The organism is Streptomyces venezuelae (genome assembly GCF_008642315.1).
GTDB classification, from domain to species: domain Bacteria; phylum Actinomycetota; class Actinomycetes; order Streptomycetales; family Streptomycetaceae; genus Streptomyces; species Streptomyces venezuelae_D.
On sequence record NZ_CP029192.1, the window covers coordinates 744247 to 762847 of the forward strand.

Here is an 18601-nt window from a genome sequence, read left to right on the forward strand (position 1 = left end):
TGAGCCGCATGCGTCTGGCGGCGCAACAGAAATTCCCGGTACGTGAACGGCCTGAGGGGCACTCTTGTGCGGACGCCCTCGAAGGTTTTGGGTGTGACGAGCAGCACCGGATGGAAGGATCCCCGCATGCCTGAGGGAGACTGTAGGAAACACCGGACGGCGGGCCGCACAACGGCGCGTGACACGGTGTCCGAAGCCGAAGTGGAAGCCCTGGTCCAGGGCATCTGCTTCAAGACGGGGCCACCCCGCACCATCGGGGTCGAACTGGAATGGCTCGTCCACGAACCGGGCCTGCCCCACCTGCCCGTACCCGTCGCCCGCCTCGAAGCGGCCTACGCCGCACTGCGGGCCCTGCCCCTGCACTCGTCCGTCACCGTCGAACCCGGCGGCCAGCTGGAGCTCAGCTCGCTGCCCGCCGACTCGCTGACGGAGTGCATCTCGGCCATGCAGGCCGATCTCGACGTCGTACGCGACGCGTTACGTCCCCACCGCCTCACCCTCAGCGGGGTCGGCGCCGACCCGTGGCGCCCGCCGTCGCGGATCCTGCGCGAGCCCCGCTACGACGCGCTGGAGTCGTGCCTCGACCGGGGCGGCCCCGCCGGACGCCGCATGATGTGCTCGACGGCGTCCGTGCAGATCTGCCTCGACGCCGGATACGAGGAGCCGGGCCCGCTCGGCTACGCGCGCCGCTGGCGTCTGGCGCATCTGCTCGGCCCGGTCCTGGTCGCCGCGTTCGCCAACTCACCGCTGCAGGACGGCCGCCCCACCGGCTGGCGTTCCACCCGGCAGGCCGTGTGGGCGGGCATCGAACCCGGCAGGTCCGGCGCCCCGCCGCTGGACGGGGAGCCGCGCGAGACCTGGACCAGACACGCTCTGGACGCGCCCGTCATGTGCGTCAGGAGAGAGCCCGGCGAAGGTCCGTGGAGCGTTCCGGAAGGGATGAGCTTCCGGGCGTGGGCCCGTACCGGCGCGTCCCGCAGACCCACCCGGGAGGACCTCGTCTACCACCTGACCACGCTGTTCCCTCCGGTGCGCCCGCGCGGCCACCTGGAGCTGCGCATGGTCGACGCCCAGCCCGGCGAGGACGGCTGGATCGTGCCGCTCGCCGTGACGAGCGCCCTGTTCGACGATCCCGAGGCGGCCGAGACCGCCTACCGCGCCGTGAAACCGCTCGCCGAGCGGTACGGGCCGCCGGGCGCGACCGCCGCGCCGCACAATCCGCTCTGGCTGGACGCGGCACGCCACGGCCTCGCCGACCCCGAACTGCGCGAGGCCGCGACCGCGTGCTTCGCCGTCGCCGTCGACGCGCTGCCCCGGCTCGGCGCCGACGCGTCCGTGCGGGACGCCGTGGCGACGTACGCCGCGCAGTACGTCGCGCACGGCCGCTGCCCCGCCGACGACCTCCTCGACGCGGTGCGCGACGACCTCACCCCCCACGACACACCTGGGAAGGATGTCCGCCGATGACCGGCTCCACCACCGACCCGGAAGCGACCGACCCCGAAGCCCTGCGGGAGCGCGCCCTGGCCGCGCTCCTCGCCGCCCGGGAGCGTACGACGCTCCTCACCTCCTGTGTGGAGGACGACGAACTGACCGCGCAGCACTCGCCGCTGATGTCACCGCTGGTCTGGGACCTGGCCCACATCGGGAACCAGGAGGAGCAGTGGCTGCTGCGCGCGGTCGCGGGGCGCGAGGCCATGCGGCCCGAGATCGATCCGCTGTACGACGCCTTCGAGCATCCCCGCGCCGAGCGTCCGAGCCTGCCGCTGCTGGCGCCCGCCGAGGCCCGCGGCTACGCGGCCGAGGTGCGGGGCCGCGCGCTCGACGTGCTGGAGAGAACCCCGTTCCGCGGCTCACGGCTCACCGACGCGGGCTTCGCGTTCGGGATGATCGCGCAGCACGAGCAGCAGCACGACGAGACGATGCTGATCACGCATCAGCTGCGGTCGGGGCGGACCGCGCTCACCGCCCCCGACCCGCCGCCCGGCGAGCCGTTCACCGGTCCTGGCGAAGTCCTCGTCCCCGGCGGCCCGTTCACCATGGGGACGTCCACCGAGCCGTGGGCCCTCGACAACGAACGCCCGGCGCACCACCGCATCGTCCCGCCGTTCTTCATCGACACGACTCCGGTGACGAACGGCGCGTACCGGCGCTTCATCGAGGACGGCGGCTACGAGCACCAGTGCTGGTGGGACCCGGAGGGCTGGGCGATGGTCCGCCGTCACAACCTGAGCGCGCCGCTGTTCTGGCGGCGCGAGGGCGGGCAGTGGCTGCGGCGGCGCTTCGGGACGGTCGAGCCGGTGCCTGACGACGAGCCGGTGCTGCACGTCAGCTGGTACGAGGCCGACGCGTACGCGCGGTGGGCGGGCCGGCGCCTGCCCAGCGAGGAGGAGTGGGAGAAGGCCGCACGGTACGACCCGGTGACCGACCGGTCGATGCGCTACCCGTGGGGCGACGCGGACCCCACTCCGGAACGCGCCAACCTGGGCCAGCGACACCTGCGCCCCGCGCCCGCCGGCAGCTACCCGGCCGGCGAATCGCCGCTCGGCGTACGCCAGTTGATCGGCGACGTGTGGGAGTGGACGTCCGGCGACTTCCTGCCCTATCCGGGTTTCGCCGCGTTCCCCTACCGCGAGTACTCGGACGTGTTCTTCGGTGGCGACTACAAGGTGCTGCGCGGCGGCGCGTTCTCCGTCGACGAGGTGGCGTGCCGCGGCACGTTCCGCAACTGGGACCACCCGGTGCGGCGGCAGATCTTCGCCGGGTTCCGCACCGCGCGGGACGCAGGACCCACCGAGACGCCGTCCCCGGGACCCGCCTGATGTGCCGTCACATCGCCTGCCTCGGACCGCCCGAGACGCTGGGGAGTCTCCTCGTGGCGCCCGCGCACAGCCTGTTCCGGCAGTCGTGGGCGCCCCGGATGCAGCGCCACGGGACCGTCAACGCCGACGGTTTCGGGGTGGGCTGGTACGCCGAAGGGGACCCCGTGCCCGCCCGCTACCGCCGTTCCGGGCCGATCTGGGGCGACGGCTCGTTCGCCGATCTGGCGCGGGTCGTACGCTCCGGGGCGGTGCTCGGCGCGGTGCGTGACGCCACGCTCTCCGGGGCGGACGGGGAGGCCGCGGCCGCACCCTTCGCCGCAGGGCCGTGGCTCTTCAGCCACAACGGCGCGATCACCGGCTGGCCCCGCTCCCTCGCCCCGCTCGCCCAGGGCCTGCCGCCCGCCGGACTGCTCTCGATGGAGGCGCGCTGCGACTCCGCACTGGTGTGGGCACTCGTCCTGAACCGGCTGCGCCGCGGCGACGAGGAGGCGCAGGCCCTCGCGGACACCGTCCTGGAGGTCGCCGAGGCCGCGCCAGGGTCGCGCCTCAACCTCCTGCTCACCAATGGCGACACGATCGCCGCGACCGCCTGGGGCGACACCCTCTGGTACCTCGCGGAGCCCGGCCGCCGCACCGTCGTGGCCTCCGAGCCCTACGACGACGACCCCCACTGGCGCGAGGTGCCCGACCGCACCCTGCTCGCCGCCAGCCGCACCGACGTACTGCTGACCCCGCTCAAGGAGCCCCCCGCGTGAGCCCGTTCCTGCTGACCCGCACCCTGCCCGAGGACGCCACGGGCGCCGCCCTGCGCGCCGACGTCCTCCAGGGCCTCACCCGCACCCCGAAGACGCTGCCGCCCAAGTGGTTCTACGACGCGCGCGGCAGCGCCCTCTTCGAGGAGATCACCACCCTGCCCGAGTACTACCCCACCCGCGCCGAGCGCGAGATCCTCGTCGCCCGCGCCGACCGGATCGCCGCGATCACGGGGGCGAGGACACTGATCGAGCTGGGCTCGGGCTCGTCGGAGAAGACCCGCCACCTCATCGACGCCATGGAGTCCCTGCACACCTACGTCCCCGTGGACGTGAGCGAGAGCGCGCTGACCGGCGCCGCGAACGCCCTGCTCGCGCAGCGGCCCTCGCTCGACGTGCACGCCCTGATCACCGACTTCACCCGCGGCCTCGCGCTGCCGGGCACACCCGGACCGCGCCTGGTCGCCTTCCTCGGCGGCACGATCGGCAACCTGCTGCCCGCCGAGCGCACCGCGTTCCTCTCGTCCGTACGCGACCTCCTCTCCCCCGGCGACGCGCTGCTCCTCGGCACGGACCTGGTCAAGGACGAGTCGGTCCTCGTCTCCGCGTACGACGACGGGACGGGCGTGACGGCCGCGTTCAACAAGAACGTCCTGACGGTCATCAACCGCGAGCTGGCCGGGGACTTCGACCCGGACTCGTTCGAGCACGTGGCCGTCTGGGACCGCGAGCACGAGTGGATCGAGATGCGGCTGCGCTCCACGGCCGACCAGACGGTGAAGATCCACGCGCTCGACCTCGCGGTCGACTTCGTCGCGGGCGAGGAGCTCCGCACGGAGATATCGGCGAAGTTCCGCGAGGACGGCGTACGTTCCGAGCTGGCCGCCGCCGGGCTCGAGCTGGCGCACTGGTGGACGGACGAGAGGGGGCGCTTCGCCCTGTCGCTGAGCACCGTGGCATGACGGCGGCGGCGTAGCGCCCGCGGGGCTACTGGACGTCGGTCACAGGCCGCCGACGTCCAGGGCCCTGGTGATCCGGGCCGAGGCCTTGCGGGCCTCGGTCGCCGGGTCGCCGCCGGTCAGGACCTTCGTCATGTATCCCTTGATCGGGTTGTCCGCCTCGACCCCCGCCCAGCGCGGGGAGTTGGGGGTGGCCCGGCCGTTCGCCGCGCCGACGGCCATCGCCGCCGCGCCCTCCTCGTCGGCGACCGCAGGGGCCAGCTTGGCCTTGTTCGGCACGTAGTTCATGGTCCGCGCGAGATCGGTCTGCCACTTCTTGCCCGCCAGCGCCTCGATCACCTCGACCGCGCCCTTGTGGTCGTCGCTGTGCTCGGGCACCACGAGGTCGGAGCCGCCGGTGAAGACCGCGGCGGGCTTGCCGGCCTTCTTCCCCGGAATGGGGAAGTAGCCCAGCTTGCCCTTGAGGTCGGGGTTCTTCTCCTCGATGGCGCGGGCCGCGCCGGGCACCGCGACGATCTGCGCGACGTCGCCGCCCGCGAACACCCCGGCCTGCGCCGGGTGCTCCTCGTCGGCGTCGCGCGGGCCCTCGCCGAGCGCCTGCAGCTGCCGGTAGAACTCCATGCCGCGCAGCGCCTCGGGCGTGTGCAGAGTGCCGCGCCAGTCGCCGGAGGACTCCTTGGTCTCCTTGGCGAGCTCGCCGCCCTCGTCCCAGATGAAGCCGGAGAGGGTGTACCAGTCCTGGCCCGCGAGGTAGATGCCCTGCTTGCCGCCGGTGTTGAGCTTCTCCGTGGCCTCCAGCCACTCCTCGCGGGTGCGGGGTGGCGTCTTGATGCCTGCCGCCGCGAACAGGTCCTTGTTGTAGATGACGACGCGGTTGGCGGCGTACCAGGGGATGCCGTACTGGGCGCCGCGGTAGCGGCCCGGCTCGGCGAGGCCCGGCAGCCAGTCGTCCATGCCGAGGTCGCGTGCGGACTCCAGGGTCAGGTCGTACAGGCCGCCCTCGTCGACGTACTGCGCGACCTGCGTGTTGCCGACCTCGATGACCTCGGGCCCGTCGCCGCCCTCCTCCTTGAGCGCCTTCTTCACCTTGGCGCCGATGCCGGTCCATTCCTGGATGCGGATGTCCAGCTCGATGTCGTCGTGCTCCTTCTCGAACTCCGACGTGAAGCGCTCGACGAACTCCGGGGAAGCACTGTCCTTCATCAGCCAGACCGTGACGGTCCGGGTGTCGTCACCGCCCGGGAGCATGCCGCACCCGGCGACCAGGACGGTGGAGGAAAGGGCGAGCGCCAGGGACACGGCGGCACGGTGGTGCGGTCTCACGTGGGTCACTTTCTGCCTGCGGACAGGGGAAGGTCAGCCCGACGCGGGGGGTGAGCAGCGCTGCTCGAACGGGTACTGGCTGGATTTTGGTCCGTACCAATGAGCTGGTCAAGGGGGTACGCCGTCTCGCGCCACGGGAGGGACTGGGGCACGGTGGAGTGACGGCACTTCTCGGCGCCGTGCGGCACCGTGCCGCGCGGCCTCATCCGACGGCCCGGAGGAACATCCTCATGTCAGACCACACGTACCGTGTCACCGAGATCGTCGGCACCTCGCACGAGGGCGTCGACCAGGCGATCCGCAACGGCATCGCGCGGGCCTCGCAGACGCTCCGTTCACTGGACTGGTTCGAGGTCACGCAGGTCCGCGGCCACATCCTGGACGGCGAGATCCAGCACTACCAGGTCGGCCTGAAGGTGGGGTTCCGGCTGGAGGACGACGCGGAGGTGTGAGAACCGGGGCGTTCAGGTGCGCCCTTCGCGTTCCTGGGCGTCCTTCAACGCCTCCGGCGTGTTCGCCCACGTCACCCGGACGACGGTGAATCCCGCACGCTCCGCCTCGGCGCAGACCAGCTCGTCGTCGTCCACGAGCATGCGGACCGTCCGCTTGCGGGCGATCTCCTGGAGGGTCTCCAGCTTGGTGCGGCGTGCGGGGCGCCGGTCGTTGTTGCGGCGCATCCAGATCCGCCCTTCCGGCAGCCCCTGACCTGCCAGCCAGTCGACCGTGTCGGCGCGGCAGCGCTCGGGGCGGCCGGTCAGATAGACGACCTCGCACTCCCCCGCGCTCTCCAGGGCCAGCTCGACGCCGCGTGCCAGCGGCGGGTCCTGGGGAGCCGCGGCGAAGAACGCGTCCCAGTCGCGGGGCTTGCGCTCCAGGAAACGCTGCCGGTGCCCGGTGTCCGCGAGGGTGCCGTCCAGGTCGAACACGGCCAGGGGCCGGCTGTTCGCCGTACGGGACGCCCTGCTGTTCCGTGTGCGCGATCCGCTGTCTTCCGTCACGTCGACAGCGTAGGAGCGTACGGAGGGGATCCGCGAGGCGGGCCGGGAATCCTGGCGGGCCGCGTGCGTTGAACCCTGTGTGAGCTCAGTGATCGCGGCAACCCGGTTCTCCGTCCTCGACCGATCGCGCACCCGTGAGGGGCACGACGGGCCCGAGGCCCTGCGCGACACCGTGCGCCTGGCGCAGGACGTCGAGGCGCTCGGCTACCACCGCTTCTGGGTCTCCGAGCACCACGGGGTACCGGGGGTCGCGGGTTCGGCGCCCACCGTCCTCGCGTCGGCCGTCGCGGCGGCGACCCGCACCATCCGGGTCGGCACGGGCGGCGTGATGCTGCCGAACCATCAGTCGCTGGTGGTGGCCGAGCAGTTCGGGGTGCTCGCATCGCTCTTCCCCGGCCGGATCGACATGGGGCTCGGCCGTTCGGTCGGCTTCACCGACGGGGTGCGCAAGGCGCTGGGGCGCGACAAGCACGACGCGGCGGACTTCGCGGCGCAGCTCGGGGAGCTCCTCGACTGGTTCCGCGGCACGTCGGACACGGGGGTGCGGGCCCGGCCGGCCGAGGGTCTGAGCGTCCCGCCGTACGTCCTCGCGGTGGGCGAGGGCGCGACGATCGCCGCCGACGCGGGCCTTCCGCTGGTCATCGGGGACATCCGGGGCCGCGAGAAGATGCTGCGCGGCATCGAGCAGTACCGGAGCGGGTTCCGGCCCTCGCCGTGGCTCGCGGAGCCGTACGTCATGATCGCGGGCAGCATCGCCGTGGCGGAGAGCGAGGAGGCGGCGCGGCGGCTGCTCGTGCCGGAGGCCTGGTCGATGGCGTACTCGCGCACGCACGGCACGTTCCCGCCGCTGCCGCCCGCCGAGCGCGTGGAGTCCCTGACCATGACGGACAAGGAACGCGGCTTCTACGAGTCGGGGCTGACCGGCCACGTGCACGGCACGGAGGAGCAGGTGGCCGACGAGCTGGAGCGGGTGATCAAGGAGAGCGGGGCGCAGGAGGTGCTGGTCACGACCAGTACGTACGACCGGCAGGGGCTTCTCGACTCGTTCCGGCGGCTGGCACGGGTGGCGGGCCTGACCGCCTGACTTCCTGACCGTGGCCGGACAGCGCCGGGTCCCGCCCGCGTCGCGTTCCGGGATCGGCCCGGAGGCGGCGCGGACGGGCGCGGTGCGCCTGTGGCACGGGGGATGGCTCCAGCAGGAGCACCGCGGTCCCTGAGGCGCTTCTCGGGTGCCTCGCGGAGGGTCTTGAGGGTCTTCAGGTGAGTGGTGGCGGTCTCATGTGGTCGCCAGGGCCTCGGTCGGGGGCAGTCGTGCCGCGCGTACCGCCGGGTAGAAGCCGGCGAGGCCGCCGATGACGAGCGTGGCGCCGACGCCGCCGGCCATCGCCCAGACGGGGACGACGGAGGGCCAGCCCTGGTAGGAGGCGTAGCCGCCGGTGACGGCGATGCCGAGCAGGACGCCGCCGACGCCGCCGAGTGCAGACAGGAGCAGCGCCTCGGCCAGGAACTGGGTGCGGATCTGGCCCCGGGTGGCGCCGAGCGAGCGGCGCAGGCCGATCTCGGAGCGCCGTTCCAGGACCGAGATGACCATGGTGTTGGCGACGCCGACGCCGCCCACGAGCAGGGCCACCCCGCCGAGGCCGAGCAGCAGCCCGCTGAGGGTGTCGTCGGTGGCTTCCTTGGCGGCCAGCGCGTCCGAGGGCCGGGAGACGTTGGCCTCGTTGGGGCTCTCGGGGTTGGTCGTGGCGCCGAGGACTTCCTGCACGTCGTTCACGGACGACTCGTCGGCGCGCGTGAAGATGGTGGTCGGCGAGCCGTCGAAGTCCAGTTCGCTCTCCGCGACGGACCAGCCCACGAGGGCGGACGAGTCCAGGGAGGGCACGAGTTCGTTGGGGGCGAGCAGGCCGACGACGGTGAACCAGCGGCCGCCGATCCAGACCTTCACGTCGTCCCCCGCCCGGTGCACGCCGAGCTGCTCGGCGGCCTTGGGCCCGAGGACGACCGCCGGGTAGCGGCTGTTGGCGGCGTTCAGCCAGCGGCCGTCGACGATCTCCGCGCCGACCGACTTCGGCAGGTCCGTGCGGGCCGCCGACACGTTGAGGCCGCCGGTCTCCTCCACGGGCGTGTAGTCGCTGCGGTACACCTTGGCGCCGGTCTTTCCGATGGCGGAGACGGACTCGACGTCGTCCATCGCCGCGATCATGTCGACCGACTCCTTTGGCAGATGGGCCTCGCCGCCGCTGAAGTTCTGCCCCGGGGTCACCGTCAGGAGGTTGGTGCCCAGGTCCTGCAGCCTGCGGTTGAGGTCCTCGGTGGACGAGGTGGAGATGCCGACCACGCCGACCATCGCGGCGATGCCGATGGCGATGCCGAGCGCCGAGAGGAACACCCGCATCGGCCGGGAGCGCAGCCCCGAGCCGCCGACCCGCAGCACGTCCGCGGGGTTCATCCGGGCGGGCTTCGGCCGCCGCGGGGGCCCGGAAGGCTCGGGGGCCGCGCCGCGCTCCAGCTCCTTGATCGCGGTCATCGCACGGCCTCCTGGGGCAGGCGGGCGTCCTGGGCAACGAGGGCGGAGGAGCCACCGTCGGCGGTGACCGAGTCGTGCTCGATCCGGCCGTCCTTGAGGCGCACCTCGCGGGGCAGGGTCGCGGCGATGTCCCGGTCGTGGGTGATGACCACGACGGTCGTCCCGGCCTCGTGCAGCTCGTGGAGCAGCTCGATGACGACGGCTCCCGACCGTGAGTCGAGCGCGCCGGTCGGTTCGTCGGCGAGCAGCAGCGGCGGGTCGCCGAGCACCGCGCGGGCGATGGCCACGCGCTGCTTCTCGCCGCCGGACAGCTGGTGCGGCAGGTGGTGGAGCCGGCGGCCGAGGCCGACCCTGCGCAGTGCCAGCTCGGCGAGACGGCGGCGTTCGCCGCGCGGCCTGCCGCTGTAGAGCAGTCCGTCCGCGACGCTGTCCAACGCCGGTACGCCGAAGGCCAGGTGGAACTGCTGGAAGACGAAGCCGATGGTGTCGGCGCGCAGCGCGGACAGTTCACGGTCGGTCAGGTCGGCCACGTCGTGCCCGTCGATGCGGACGCGGCCCGCCGACGGGCGGTCCAGGGTGCCCATGATGTTGAGCATCGTGGACTTGCCGGACCCCGAGGGGCCGACGATGGCGAGGAGTTCGCCGCGCCGGATGACCAGGTCGGCGCCGCGCAGGGCGGCGACGTCCTCGTACGTCTTGGAGACGCCCGTCAGCTCGACCACGGGACGGTCCGTGGCGGAGGCGGAGGCGGCGGGAAGCTCCGGGGTGGACGAGGTCACTTGGGGACCCCCACGACGGTGCCTTCCTTGATGCCCTTGCCGGACACCTCGACCCTGCTGTCCGCGAACATGCCGAGCTTGACCGGGCGGTACTCGGTGCCGTCCGCGGTGACGACCTCCACCGCGTATCCTCCGCCGCGCTGCGCCACCAGGGCGCTCACGGGGACGACGAGGACGTCCTCGCGGGACTCGGCCTTCAGCGTGACCTGGACGGCGGCGGCCTGGTAGCGGCCGAGGCCCTTCTGGTCCTTCACCGTCAGCTCGACGGGCAGGGTGGCCTTGTCGTCGGAGTCCCCGGAGCCGGAGTCGCCGGAGCCGGAGCCGTCCGCGGAGTCGTCGCCCTGAGAGGTGGACGGCGTCCCGATGTCCGTGACCTCGGCCTGGACGGTGGTGTTGTCGGGGAGTTCGACGGTGACCTTGGTGCCCTTCTCGACCAGGTCCTCGAACTGCACGTCGAGGTCGACGCCGACGATCCGCTCGGTGCCGGTCCAGGAGAGGATGCTGCCGCTCAGGGCGGCGCCGGGCGAGGTCTTCACGTCGGCCACGCGCCGCGCGCCGTCGGCGACCACGGCGTCCCCGGCGGCCACGGTGCCGGTCTCCTCGCGGTTCAGGTCGTCCTGCCACTCCTTGACGGCCTCGGCGGTCGCGGAGTTGTACGTGTCGTCGACGGTGAACCCCGTGTAGCCGAGGGCGCGGAGGTTCTTCTCCAGCATCCTGACGTCGTCTCCCTCGCTGCCGGACCGCAGCGTCCGGTAGAGCGGAAACGAGCCGTACAGGAGCGGGATCCGCTGCTGGTCGACGCGGTACACGGTGTCGCCGCGCTCGATCTTCTTGCCCTCCTCGGGCACCCAGGTGACGATGCCGTCGCCCGCGCTCCCCGCGGCGGAGGAGCCTTGACCTGACTGGCCCTGGCCGGACTGGTCCTGGCCCGACTGTCCGTCGCCCGTGCCGGAGGACGAGGCCGGTGCCTGCACGGTGGTCGCGTCGCCGTAGCCGAGGTTGCCGTCGACGGTCTCGGTGTCGGTCAGCGTCGTGCGTTCCACCTTCGCCGTGGCCGGTGGGCCCGAGGGCGCGGAGCCCCCCGAGCCGCCGCCGTCGCCGCCGATGGTGCCGGTGGCGGCGACGCCGGCGGCCGCGGCCACGGTGATGGCGGCGAGGGCGATCAGCGAGGTGCGCAGCGGGCGGCGCTTACGGCCGCCGGGTGGCGCCCCGTCGTCGTCGGAACCGTCGTCGGAACCGCCGCCCGCCGCGGTGTCCGGCGCGGTGGCGGCCTCCGCGATGAGGGAGGTGTCGAGGTCGCGGGTCCGGGGGCGGGTGCCCGGGGAGGGTTCCTCGGCGGTGTCGACCGCGCCGGGCCGCTTCGTCGACACCTCGCCCGAACTGTGCCGCTCCGTCGACACCTCACCGGAACTGTGCCGCTGCGTCGACACCTCACCGGAGCCGGAGCCGGAGCCGTGCCGTTCCAGCGCGCCTGACGACTCGGCGGCCACGGACAGCGCTTCGGTCTCGTCGCGGCTGGTCACTGCGGGACGCCTCCCCCTTGACCGTTGTTCATCATCATGCCGCCGCCGGGGTACTTGCTCTGGCAGGCGCCCATGGCCTTGGTGAACTCCGCGCTGCCCGGGGTGATGCCGGTGCCGTTGATGTCGATCTTCATGTTGCTGCCCTCGATCTCCGGGTCGGGGAACTTGGGGAGCCCGTTCTCGCGCAGGCACTTCGCCCAGGCCGACACCTTCGCCGAGTCGAGGGCGGCGCCACCGCCGCCACCACCGCCGAGGCCCTGCGGGGCCTTGTCGCGGCAGGCCTCCTCGGCCTTCTTGAACGACTCGGAGTTCGGATCGACGCCCTCTCCGGGCGTGAGCCTGACGCCGCCGGTGTCCTGCTGCGGGTCGGGATAGTCGGGCGCCCCGTTCTCGCGCATGCACTTGGAGTACGCGAGTCCCTGGTCGAAGGGGCTGGTCGGGGACGCGGACGGATCCTTGTCCGACGAGGCGGCCGAGGAGTCACCCGAGCAGCCCGTGAGGACGGCTCCGGTGACGAGAGCGGACGCGGCGAAGAGTGCGGGGGCGATGGCTCGCCTGCGGGCGAATGCTCGCTTGTATGAGGTGGACATGGACCCAACTTCTACGCGGCGGCCGGTCACACGGCGGGCACAAAGCGGGCCGTCCGCACAGTGCCCTGAAGGGTGCGGGACCGTGCGCCCGGGCAGGCCGGAGCGGCCGCGCACCCGGGGTGTGCGGCCGTTCCGGTTCGCCCGCGACGCCGGGGGCGCCGAGGGCAGGTCAGGTCTCCGCCCGCTCCGGGCTCCCCCGCACCGGCGTCCCGCGCCACGCGGTGTGCCTGCGCTGCTCCTCCGGCGTGCAGTCGATGCGTTTCACGGCCGCCTTGAGCAGGGGCGGCGCCATGACGGAGGTAACCACCGCGACCAGCACGACGATCGTGTACGTCCTCGTGTCGAGGATGCCGAGCCGCAGCCCGACCATCGCGACGATGATCTCGATGACGCCGCGGGCGTTCATGCCCGCGCCGAGCGCGAGGGCCTCCCAGCGGCTCAGTCTGCTCAGCCGCGCGCCGATGTAGGCGCCGGCGAACTTCCCGAGGACGGCGACGGCGAGGACGATCAGCGCGGCCCCGAGCACCGCAGGTTCGGTGAGCGCGCGCAGGTCGATGCGGAGCCCCGCGGTGGCGAAGAAGACAGGCGCGAGGACGGCGAGGACGACCATCCGCAGCGACACCGTGCGGGCCCGGTCGAACTCCCCGCTGGAGCCGATGAGCATGCCGCACAGGTACGCCCCGAAGACCGCTTCGAGACCGAGCGACTGAGTGCCCGCCGCCGCGAGCAGGATCATCGCGGCGGCCGCGGACACGGTCCGCTCGTCCGATCCCTTGCACAGACGCAGGGCTCTGCGCACGAGCGGGCGGCCGATCAACAGCGCGACCAGGAGGACCAGCAGGAGCGATCCGATCGCCTCGGCGAACACGCCCGCCGTCAGGCCGCCCACGGTCATCGCGGAGACCACGGAGAGCATCAGCCAGCCGAAGGTGTCGTCGATCATCCCCGCGGCAAGGGTCAGCTGCCCCACGTCCCGGTGGATGAGGTCCATGTCCATCAGCGTCTTGGCGATGACAGGAATGGCGCTGACGCACATGGCGACGCCGAGGAAGAGCGCGAACATCGGCCGGTCGGACGTGTCGATGCCGAGCATGTGCGCCACCGGATGGCCGAGCCCGACCCCCAGGGCGAGGGGCACGAGCAGCCCGGCGAGGCTGACGCGCAGCGCCGTGCCGCCCCTGCGGCGGATCATCCGCAGGTCCATCTCGATGCCGGTGAGCCCGACGAGGAGGAGCACCGCGATCTGTCCGACGGCGTCGAGCAGGTGCACCTGGGCCGGGTCCGACGGCAGGAGCCAGGCCGCCGCGTCCGGCGCGACCCACCCGAAGAGGGACGGGCCGAGGAGTACTCCTGCGCTCAACTCCCCGACGATGGCCGGGAGTCCGCAGCGCGAGGCCAGCCTGCCGAGCATGATGGCGAGGAGCAGCAGCACACCGATCTGGAGCAGGAAGATGAGCAGGGGGTGTGCCTCGATCGGCGGCACGGGGGCGGCGAGGAGCATCTCGGTGGCCGCGGTCGGGCCGGCGGCGGGCACGGCGTTCAGCCGCCCTGTTCGGAGAGGGCTCCCACGGCCGGTTCACCCGGGGACGGGGCGAGTTCGCTGTAGCGCCGGAAGCCGTAGAGCAGGGCGCTCTCGTGGCGCAGCCGCTCGACCGAGCGCACCGCTCCGACGACGATCACGTGGTCGCCCGAGGGGTGGGTGCGCTCGACGGCGCACTCGGCGACGGCGTGCGCCGCCTCGACGAGCGCGGGGCTGCGGCCGCGTCCGAAGGGCCGCCAGGCGACGCGCTCGAAGCGGTCGGGCGCCCCCGACGCGAAGAGCGCGGCGACCCAGCCCGCCTCGCCGTGCAGCAGGTTGACCGCGAACGCGCCGCTGTCGAGCACGGCTCTCAGCGTCGGGCTGCCGCTGCGCAGACACGTCAGGAGCGTCGGCGGGTTCACGCTGAGGCTGCACAGCGAGGAGCAGGTCATCCCCCGTGGCCCCGCGCTGCCGTCCCGGGCCGTCACGACCGACACTCCGGTCGGGAACGACGCCATCATGTCGCGGAACTCGATGTCCATGTGCCTCGGTCACACCCCGTCGCGCATGCGTTTGAAGTAGGCGTTCTGCGTGGGCAGGGTGCGGACCAGCGACCGCGCCTTGTCCTTGATGGCCTGGAACTCGGCGAGCGCGGCCTTCTCGTCGATCAGGTCGAGGGCGGGCGAGGGCCGGACGGGGATGCCGCCGGTGCCGAGCAGGATGCAGTTGTACGAGTAGGACGGCAGGCCGTGGTAGCGGGGGTGGACCGTACCGGCGTCGGGGACCTTGCTCTCCCACAGCTCCAGGCGCTCGGCTAGCGCGTCGGGCACTGCACGCGTCTTGGTGTCCCGCCAGTACTGGTTGTCCGCCCGCTTCGCACCGCGGTAGTGCAGGACGAGGAACTCCCGTACGCCGTCCATGACGTTCGCCAGCGCGCTGTTGTACTGCTCGCGCAGGGGGAGGTCCCAGTCGGTCGCCGGGTAGTACTTGACGAGCTGCTCGATCGCGTAGTGGATGAAGAAGATCCCGGTCGACTCCAGCGGCTCGACGAAGCCGCTGGACAGGCCGATGGCCACGCAGTTGTTGACCCAGGAGCGGCGGCTGCGGCCGATCCGCATCCGGATGTGGTTGGCGGGCACGTCGGCCGCGGCGGGTCCGACGAACTCGCGCAGGGTGCGTTCGGCCTCCTCGGGGTCCATGTAGTCGCGTGCGTAGACGTAGCCGGTGCCGATCCGGCTGATGAGCGGGATGGTCCAGATCCATCCGGCGTCCTGGGCGGTCGCGGTGGTGCAGGGGCGGAGCGGTTCCTTGTCCATGTCCATGGGGACCTGGAGGGCGACCGCGCTGTCGTTGGGCAGGGTGTCCTGGTAGGAGACGAAGGGTTCCTCGAGGGCCTTGTTGATCAGGAGGCCGCGGAAGCCGGTGCAGTCGACGAAGAGGTCGCCGTCCAGGCGTCCGTGCTCGGCGGTCTGCACGTGCGAGAGCCAGCCGCGCTCGTCGAGTCCCACGTCCACGACGTTGTCGACGACGTGCCGCACCCCGCGCTGAGTGGCGTACTTCGTCAGGTACTTGGCGAGCAGGTGCGCCTCGAAGTGGTAGGCGTAAGGGAATTGGGCGCCCTGGTACTCGGCGATGGTGTTCGGCGCGGCCTCGCCCTCGACGAAGTCCTGTTCCAGGAGCCGGTTGTCGAGGTAGCGGGGGCTGCGGTTGCCGTCGATGAGGGAGGCCATCACGAAGCAGTCCACGTCGAACCGGTCGCTCGTGGGGTACCGCAGCCACCAGTCGGTGAGGGGGAAGCCCTTGACCGACCTGAGCTGCTCGAAGGGGTGGTAGAAGTGGTGCCCGGGTTCGCGCCAGTTCTCGAAGCGGACCGCGAGTTTGTACGTGGCGTTGCAGGCGGGCATCCAGTCCCGCTCGGCCAGACCGAGGAACTCGAAGAAGTGCCTGATGTCGCTGAACGTGGCCTCGCCGACGCCGATGGTGCCGACGTCCGCCGACTCCACGAGCGTGACGTTGATCCGGTCGCCGAAGGCCGCCGTCAGATACGCGGCGGTCATCCAGCCGGCCGTGCCGCCGCCGACGATGACGACGTCGCGTACGGGAGCATGCGTCATTTCCCCACCCCACTGTGATGTTTGAGCGATGTGTGAGCACCGTTCGTGATGAAGTCCTAGCGGCCGCGCGCGTCCCCGCCGCTCAGCGTGATCGCGCCTGCCGGGCATCTCGCGGCGGCGCCGCGCACCGCGGCGGCCGCTCCCGATGCGGGCCGCGCCGCCTTGAGCAGCACCTTTCCGTCGTCGTCCGACTGGTCGAACACGGCGGGTACGTAGCTCATGCACAGGCCGGAGCCCGCGCACCGGCCGCGGTCGACGTGTACCTCCATCCCTCTGCCTCCTCTCTGTTCTCACCAGGTGTTCTGTTCTCACCAGGTGACGGGCAGCCGTTCCACCCCGTAGGCGGTCGACCGGACGCGGAATGCCACGTCCTGTACGGGCACCGCGAGCCGCAGGCCGGGAAAGCGCCGCAGCAGCGCCGTGTACGCGATGCGCAGTTCCATCCGGGCGAGGGCGGCGCCGATGCAGTGGTGGATGCCGTGCCCGAACGCGACGTGCGGCACGGGATCCCTGGCCAGGTCGAGCCGGTCGGGCTCGGCGGTCAGGTGCGGGTCGCGGTTGGCCAGCGGGATCGAGCAGACGACGGTGTCGCCCGCTCTGATCAGCCGCCCGCCGAGGGTGGTGTCCTCGACGGCGGTGCGGGGCGTGGGGGCGTGGGGCACCGACAGGTAGCGGAGCAGTTCCTCGACGGCGCGGTCCAGGGCGGCGGGATCGTCGCGCACCAGGGCGAGTTGGTCCGGGTTCTCCAGGAGGGCGAGCGCTCCGAGGCCGAGCATGCCGGAGATGTTGTCGAGGCCTGCGAGCATCAGCAGGACGCAGATGCCCCGCAGCTCCTTGTCGGTGAACTCGCTTCCGTGGTCGCGCACCAGCATGCCGAGGAAGCCGTCGTCGGGGTTCTTGCGCTGCCGTGCCACCAGGGCGGCGAGGTAGCGGGTGAAGGCGGAGCCGGCGGCCGTGCGCTCCTGGCGGCCGCGTCCCGTGGCGAGGTGGGCGTGGCAGCGGCGCAGGAAGTCGTCGCGGTCGTCGCGGGGCACGCCGATGAGTTCGCACAGCACAGGCCCCGGGATCGCCGAGGCGAAGAGCTCCGCCAGGTCGGCGGGGTGCCCGGCCCGTTCCACGGCGTCGAGGCGTTCGGCGACGATGGCCTCGATGCGCGGCTGGAGTCTGCGCATCCGCCGTACCGTGAACTCCGGCGTGAGCATCTTGCGCAGCCGGGTGTGCTCGGGCGGGTCGTAGTCCATCAGGAGCCCGACGCCTTCGTCGGGCCGTTCCCCGTCGTCCTCGGCCGCTCGGCGCGAGCCGAAGCGGCGGCGGGTGGAGAACCTGGTGTGGTCGCCGAGGACCCGGCGCACTTCCTCGTGCCCCGTGACCAGCCACAGGGGCTCACCGCCCGCCCCGGGCGCCAGGCTGACACGGGTGACGGGCCCGTCGGCGGCGAGGCGCCGCAGGTCGTCGGCAGGGTCGAAGTGGGTGCGGCGGGTGTGCAGCGGTACCGGTGCGCTCTCGTGCGGCATGTCGCCCCTTACCTCGTGCGGCATGTCGCCCTTACCAGGCCACCGGCAGCGTCTCCACGGCCTTCGACGTGAAGCGGAGTTCGTCGCGCGGCGCGGCGAGCCGCACCCCGGGGAACCTGCGGAGCAGTTCCGCGATCGCGATGCGCAGTTCCATCCTGGTCAGCGGCGCGCCGAGGCAGTAGTGGATGCCGTGTCCGAACGCCATGTGACGGCTGTTGTCCCGGGTGATGTCGATGGGTTCCGTCGGTTCCCCCGGCGAGTGGGTGTTGTTGGCGCCGAGCAGGGAGCAGGCCACGGGCTCCCCCGCCTTGACCGTCCTGCCCGCGAGGGTGACGTCCTCCAGGGCGGTGCGCGGCGAGGCGTGCGAGATGATCGAGACGCTCCGGATCAGCTCCTCCACCGCGTGGTCGATGAGGTCCGGGCGCTCCTTGAGCAGGGCGAGCTGGTCCGGGTGTTCCAGGAGGGCGAGGATGCCGAGACCCAGTGTGCCGCCCACGTTCTGGATGAAGGAGGCGAGGAGGGTCGCGGCGGTTCCGGTCAGTTCGGCGGGGGTGAGGTCGTCGCCGTGGCGCTGGATGAGTCGGCCGAGCAAGTCCTCACCGGGGTCGCGGCGCTTTCGTGCCGTGAACTTGCTGAGGTAGACGAGGTAGGAGTTGCCCGCCGCGTCCCGCTGGTCCCTGTCGGGGTTGTCGATGCGGTTGGTGTCGAGGTGGCGGGCGAGTTCGGCCTGGTCGTCGCGGGGTATGCCGAGCAGCGCGCACCCGATGAGGCTGGTGGTGGGCCAGACGAAGTGCGGTACGAGGTCGATGGGCTGGGCGGCGCCCTCCATGGCGTCGAGGCGCTCGGTCACGATGCCTTCGACGAGGGGTTCGAGGACGCGCACCCGGCGGAGCGTGAACTCGCCGGTGAGCATCTTCCGCAGGCGGGTGTGCTCGGGCGGGTCGTAGTGCAGCAGGTTGCCGGGCTGCACGAGGCGCCGGGAGTCCTCGATGTTGTCGGCGGGCGGCAGTGTGGTGAAGCGGTCCGAGTCGCCGAGGATCGCCCGCACCTCGTCGTATCCGGTGGCGAGCCATGCGCGGTCCAGTGTCCCGGGAGGGGTGGTCTCGACGAGCGGCGACTGCTCGGTTTCGTCCAGTGGCTTGGGCATTTCTCGGAATCCTTTCGCCCTTTCTCACGAGTTT

Annotated in this window: 18 protein-coding genes; 6 read left to right on the forward strand and 12 right to left on the reverse strand. The window is 72.1% G+C overall.

Annotated elements, in window-relative coordinates:
* The first annotated feature begins 126 nt into the window (after positions 1 to 126).
* From egtA to egtD, 4 genes are read left to right on the forward strand one after another with little or no spacing between them, the layout of a single operon-like run.
* On the forward strand, positions 127 to 1467 hold the full coding sequence (gene egtA, locus DEJ48_RS03385; RefSeq protein WP_150214321.1) for an ergothioneine biosynthesis glutamate--cysteine ligase EgtA: 1341 nt from the start codon (positions 127 to 129) through the stop codon (positions 1465 to 1467).
* Entirely contained in the window at positions 1464 to 2822 is a 1359-nt protein-coding gene (gene egtB, locus DEJ48_RS03390) for an ergothioneine biosynthesis protein EgtB (protein ID WP_150214323.1), read from the forward strand. The genes egtA and egtB overlap by 4 nt, the downstream gene beginning before the upstream one ends.
* Positions 2822 to 3577, forward strand: a complete 756-nt coding sequence (egtC, locus tag DEJ48_RS03395) for an ergothioneine biosynthesis protein EgtC (RefSeq protein ID WP_150214325.1) — start codon at positions 2822 to 2824, stop codon at positions 3575 to 3577. Before egtB ends, egtC begins: the two co-directional genes overlap by 1 nt.
* Positions 3574 to 4536: an L-histidine N(alpha)-methyltransferase gene (egtD, locus tag DEJ48_RS03400; RefSeq protein WP_150214327.1), complete on the forward strand. Its 963-nt coding sequence runs from the start codon at positions 3574 to 3576 to the stop codon at positions 4534 to 4536. Before egtC ends, egtD begins: the two co-directional genes overlap by 4 nt.
* A gap of 39 nt (positions 4537 to 4575) precedes the next feature.
* Here egtD and DEJ48_RS03405 read toward each other — a convergent pair whose 3' ends face one another.
* The gene (locus DEJ48_RS03405; RefSeq protein ID WP_150220926.1) at positions 4576 to 5781 is read right to left on the reverse strand and encodes an extracellular solute-binding protein; all 1206 of its coding nucleotides are present in this window, start codon (positions 5779 to 5781) and stop codon (positions 4576 to 4578) included.
* Positions 5782 to 6086: 305 nt separating this feature from the next.
* Here DEJ48_RS03405 and DEJ48_RS03410 point away from each other — a divergent pair, with 305 nt between their 5' ends.
* On the forward strand, positions 6087 to 6308 hold the full coding sequence (locus tag DEJ48_RS03410) for a dodecin (RefSeq protein WP_150214328.1): 222 nt from the start codon (positions 6087 to 6089) through the stop codon (positions 6306 to 6308).
* A 12-nt stretch (positions 6309 to 6320) separates the two neighbouring features.
* Here DEJ48_RS03410 and DEJ48_RS03415 read toward each other — a convergent pair whose 3' ends face one another.
* On the reverse strand, positions 6321 to 6854 hold the full coding sequence (locus DEJ48_RS03415) for an HAD family acid phosphatase (RefSeq protein WP_150214330.1): 534 nt from the start codon (positions 6852 to 6854) through the stop codon (positions 6321 to 6323).
* Between the two features lie 79 nt (positions 6855 to 6933).
* Here DEJ48_RS03415 and DEJ48_RS03420 point away from each other — a divergent pair, with 79 nt between their 5' ends.
* On the forward strand, positions 6934 to 7938 hold the full coding sequence (locus DEJ48_RS03420; RefSeq protein WP_150214332.1) for an LLM class flavin-dependent oxidoreductase: 1005 nt from the start codon (positions 6934 to 6936) through the stop codon (positions 7936 to 7938).
* Positions 7939 to 8130: 192 nt separating this feature from the next.
* On the opposite strand, the gene DEJ48_RS03425 is transcribed toward DEJ48_RS03420, so the two are convergent.
* From DEJ48_RS03425 to DEJ48_RS03470, 10 genes are all read right to left on the reverse strand, one after another.
* Complete coding sequence (locus DEJ48_RS03425) at positions 8131 to 9381, reverse strand: ABC transporter permease (protein ID WP_150214334.1); 1251 nt, start codon at positions 9379 to 9381, stop codon at positions 8131 to 8133.
* On the reverse strand, positions 9378 to 10160 hold the full coding sequence (locus DEJ48_RS03430; RefSeq protein WP_223831871.1) for an ABC transporter ATP-binding protein: 783 nt from the start codon (positions 10158 to 10160) through the stop codon (positions 9378 to 9380). The genes DEJ48_RS03425 and DEJ48_RS03430 overlap by 4 nt, the downstream gene beginning before the upstream one ends.
* A complete protein-coding gene (locus DEJ48_RS03435) occupies positions 10157 to 11683 on the reverse strand; it encodes a peptidoglycan-binding protein (RefSeq protein ID WP_223831872.1) in 1527 nt (508 codons plus the stop codon). The genes DEJ48_RS03430 and DEJ48_RS03435 overlap by 4 nt, the downstream gene beginning before the upstream one ends.
* Positions 11680 to 12273, reverse strand: a complete 594-nt coding sequence (locus tag DEJ48_RS03440; protein ID WP_150214336.1) for a hypothetical protein — start codon at positions 12271 to 12273, stop codon at positions 11680 to 11682. The genes DEJ48_RS03435 and DEJ48_RS03440 overlap by 4 nt, the downstream gene beginning before the upstream one ends.
* A 169-nt stretch (positions 12274 to 12442) precedes the next feature.
* A complete protein-coding gene (locus DEJ48_RS03445; RefSeq protein ID WP_223831873.1) occupies positions 12443 to 13807 on the reverse strand; it encodes a cation:proton antiporter in 1365 nt (454 codons plus the stop codon).
* A 5-nt stretch (positions 13808 to 13812) separates the two neighbouring features.
* Complete coding sequence (locus DEJ48_RS03450) at positions 13813 to 14334, reverse strand: flavin reductase family protein (RefSeq protein ID WP_150214337.1); 522 nt, start codon at positions 14332 to 14334, stop codon at positions 13813 to 13815.
* Positions 14335 to 14343: 9 nt separating this feature from the next.
* Positions 14344 to 15906, reverse strand: coding sequence for a tryptophan halogenase family protein (locus DEJ48_RS03455; protein ID WP_150214339.1), 1563 nt, complete (start codon positions 15904 to 15906; stop codon positions 14344 to 14346).
* 56 nt (positions 15907 to 15962) lie between these two features.
* Positions 15963 to 16175: a ferredoxin gene (locus tag DEJ48_RS03460; protein WP_150214341.1), complete on the reverse strand. Its 213-nt coding sequence runs from the start codon at positions 16173 to 16175 to the stop codon at positions 15963 to 15965.
* Between the two features lie 39 nt (positions 16176 to 16214).
* Positions 16215 to 17420, reverse strand: coding sequence for a cytochrome P450 (locus DEJ48_RS03465; protein ID WP_150214343.1), 1206 nt, complete (start codon positions 17418 to 17420; stop codon positions 16215 to 16217).
* A gap of 31 nt (positions 17421 to 17451) precedes the next feature.
* Positions 17452 to 18567 (reverse strand): cytochrome P450, encoded by a 1116-nt coding sequence (locus DEJ48_RS03470; protein ID WP_150214345.1) that lies wholly within the window; start codon positions 18565 to 18567, stop codon positions 17452 to 17454.
* Positions 18568 to 18601 lie beyond the last annotated feature (34 nt).

Coding starts and splice junctions, on each gene's coding strand:
- egtA (WP_150214321.1), top strand. CDS start 127: ATGCCTGAGGGAGACTGTAGGAAACACCGGACGGCGGGCCGCACAACG.
- egtB (WP_150214323.1), top strand. CDS start 1,464: ATGACCGGCTCCACCACCGACCCGGAAGCGACCGACCCCGAAGCCCTG.
- egtC (WP_150214325.1), top strand. CDS start 2,822: ATGTGCCGTCACATCGCCTGCCTCGGACCGCCCGAGACGCTGGGGAGT.
- DEJ48_RS03405 (WP_150220926.1), bottom strand. CDS start 5,781: ATGCTCCCGGGCGGTGACGACACCCGGACCGTCACGGTCTGGCTGATG.
- DEJ48_RS03410 (WP_150214328.1), top strand. CDS start 6,087: ATGTCAGACCACACGTACCGTGTCACCGAGATCGTCGGCACCTCGCAC.
- DEJ48_RS03425 (WP_150214334.1), bottom strand. CDS start 9,381: ATGACCGCGATCAAGGAGCTGGAGCGCGGCGCGGCCCCCGAGCCTTCC.
- DEJ48_RS03440 (WP_150214336.1), bottom strand. CDS start 12,273: ATGTCCACCTCATACAAGCGAGCATTCGCCCGCAGGCGAGCCATCGCC.
- DEJ48_RS03450 (WP_150214337.1), bottom strand. CDS start 14,334: ATGGACATCGAGTTCCGCGACATGATGGCGTCGTTCCCGACCGGAGTG.
- DEJ48_RS03455 (WP_150214339.1), bottom strand. CDS start 15,906: ATGACGCATGCTCCCGTACGCGACGTCGTCATCGTCGGCGGCGGCACG.
- DEJ48_RS03460 (WP_150214341.1), bottom strand. CDS start 16,175: ATGGAGGTACACGTCGACCGCGGCCGGTGCGCGGGCTCCGGCCTGTGC.
- DEJ48_RS03465 (WP_150214343.1), bottom strand. CDS start 17,420: ATGCCGCACGAGAGCGCACCGGTACCGCTGCACACCCGCCGCACCCAC.
- DEJ48_RS03470 (WP_150214345.1), bottom strand. CDS start 18,567: ATGCCCAAGCCACTGGACGAAACCGAGCAGTCGCCGCTCGTCGAGACC.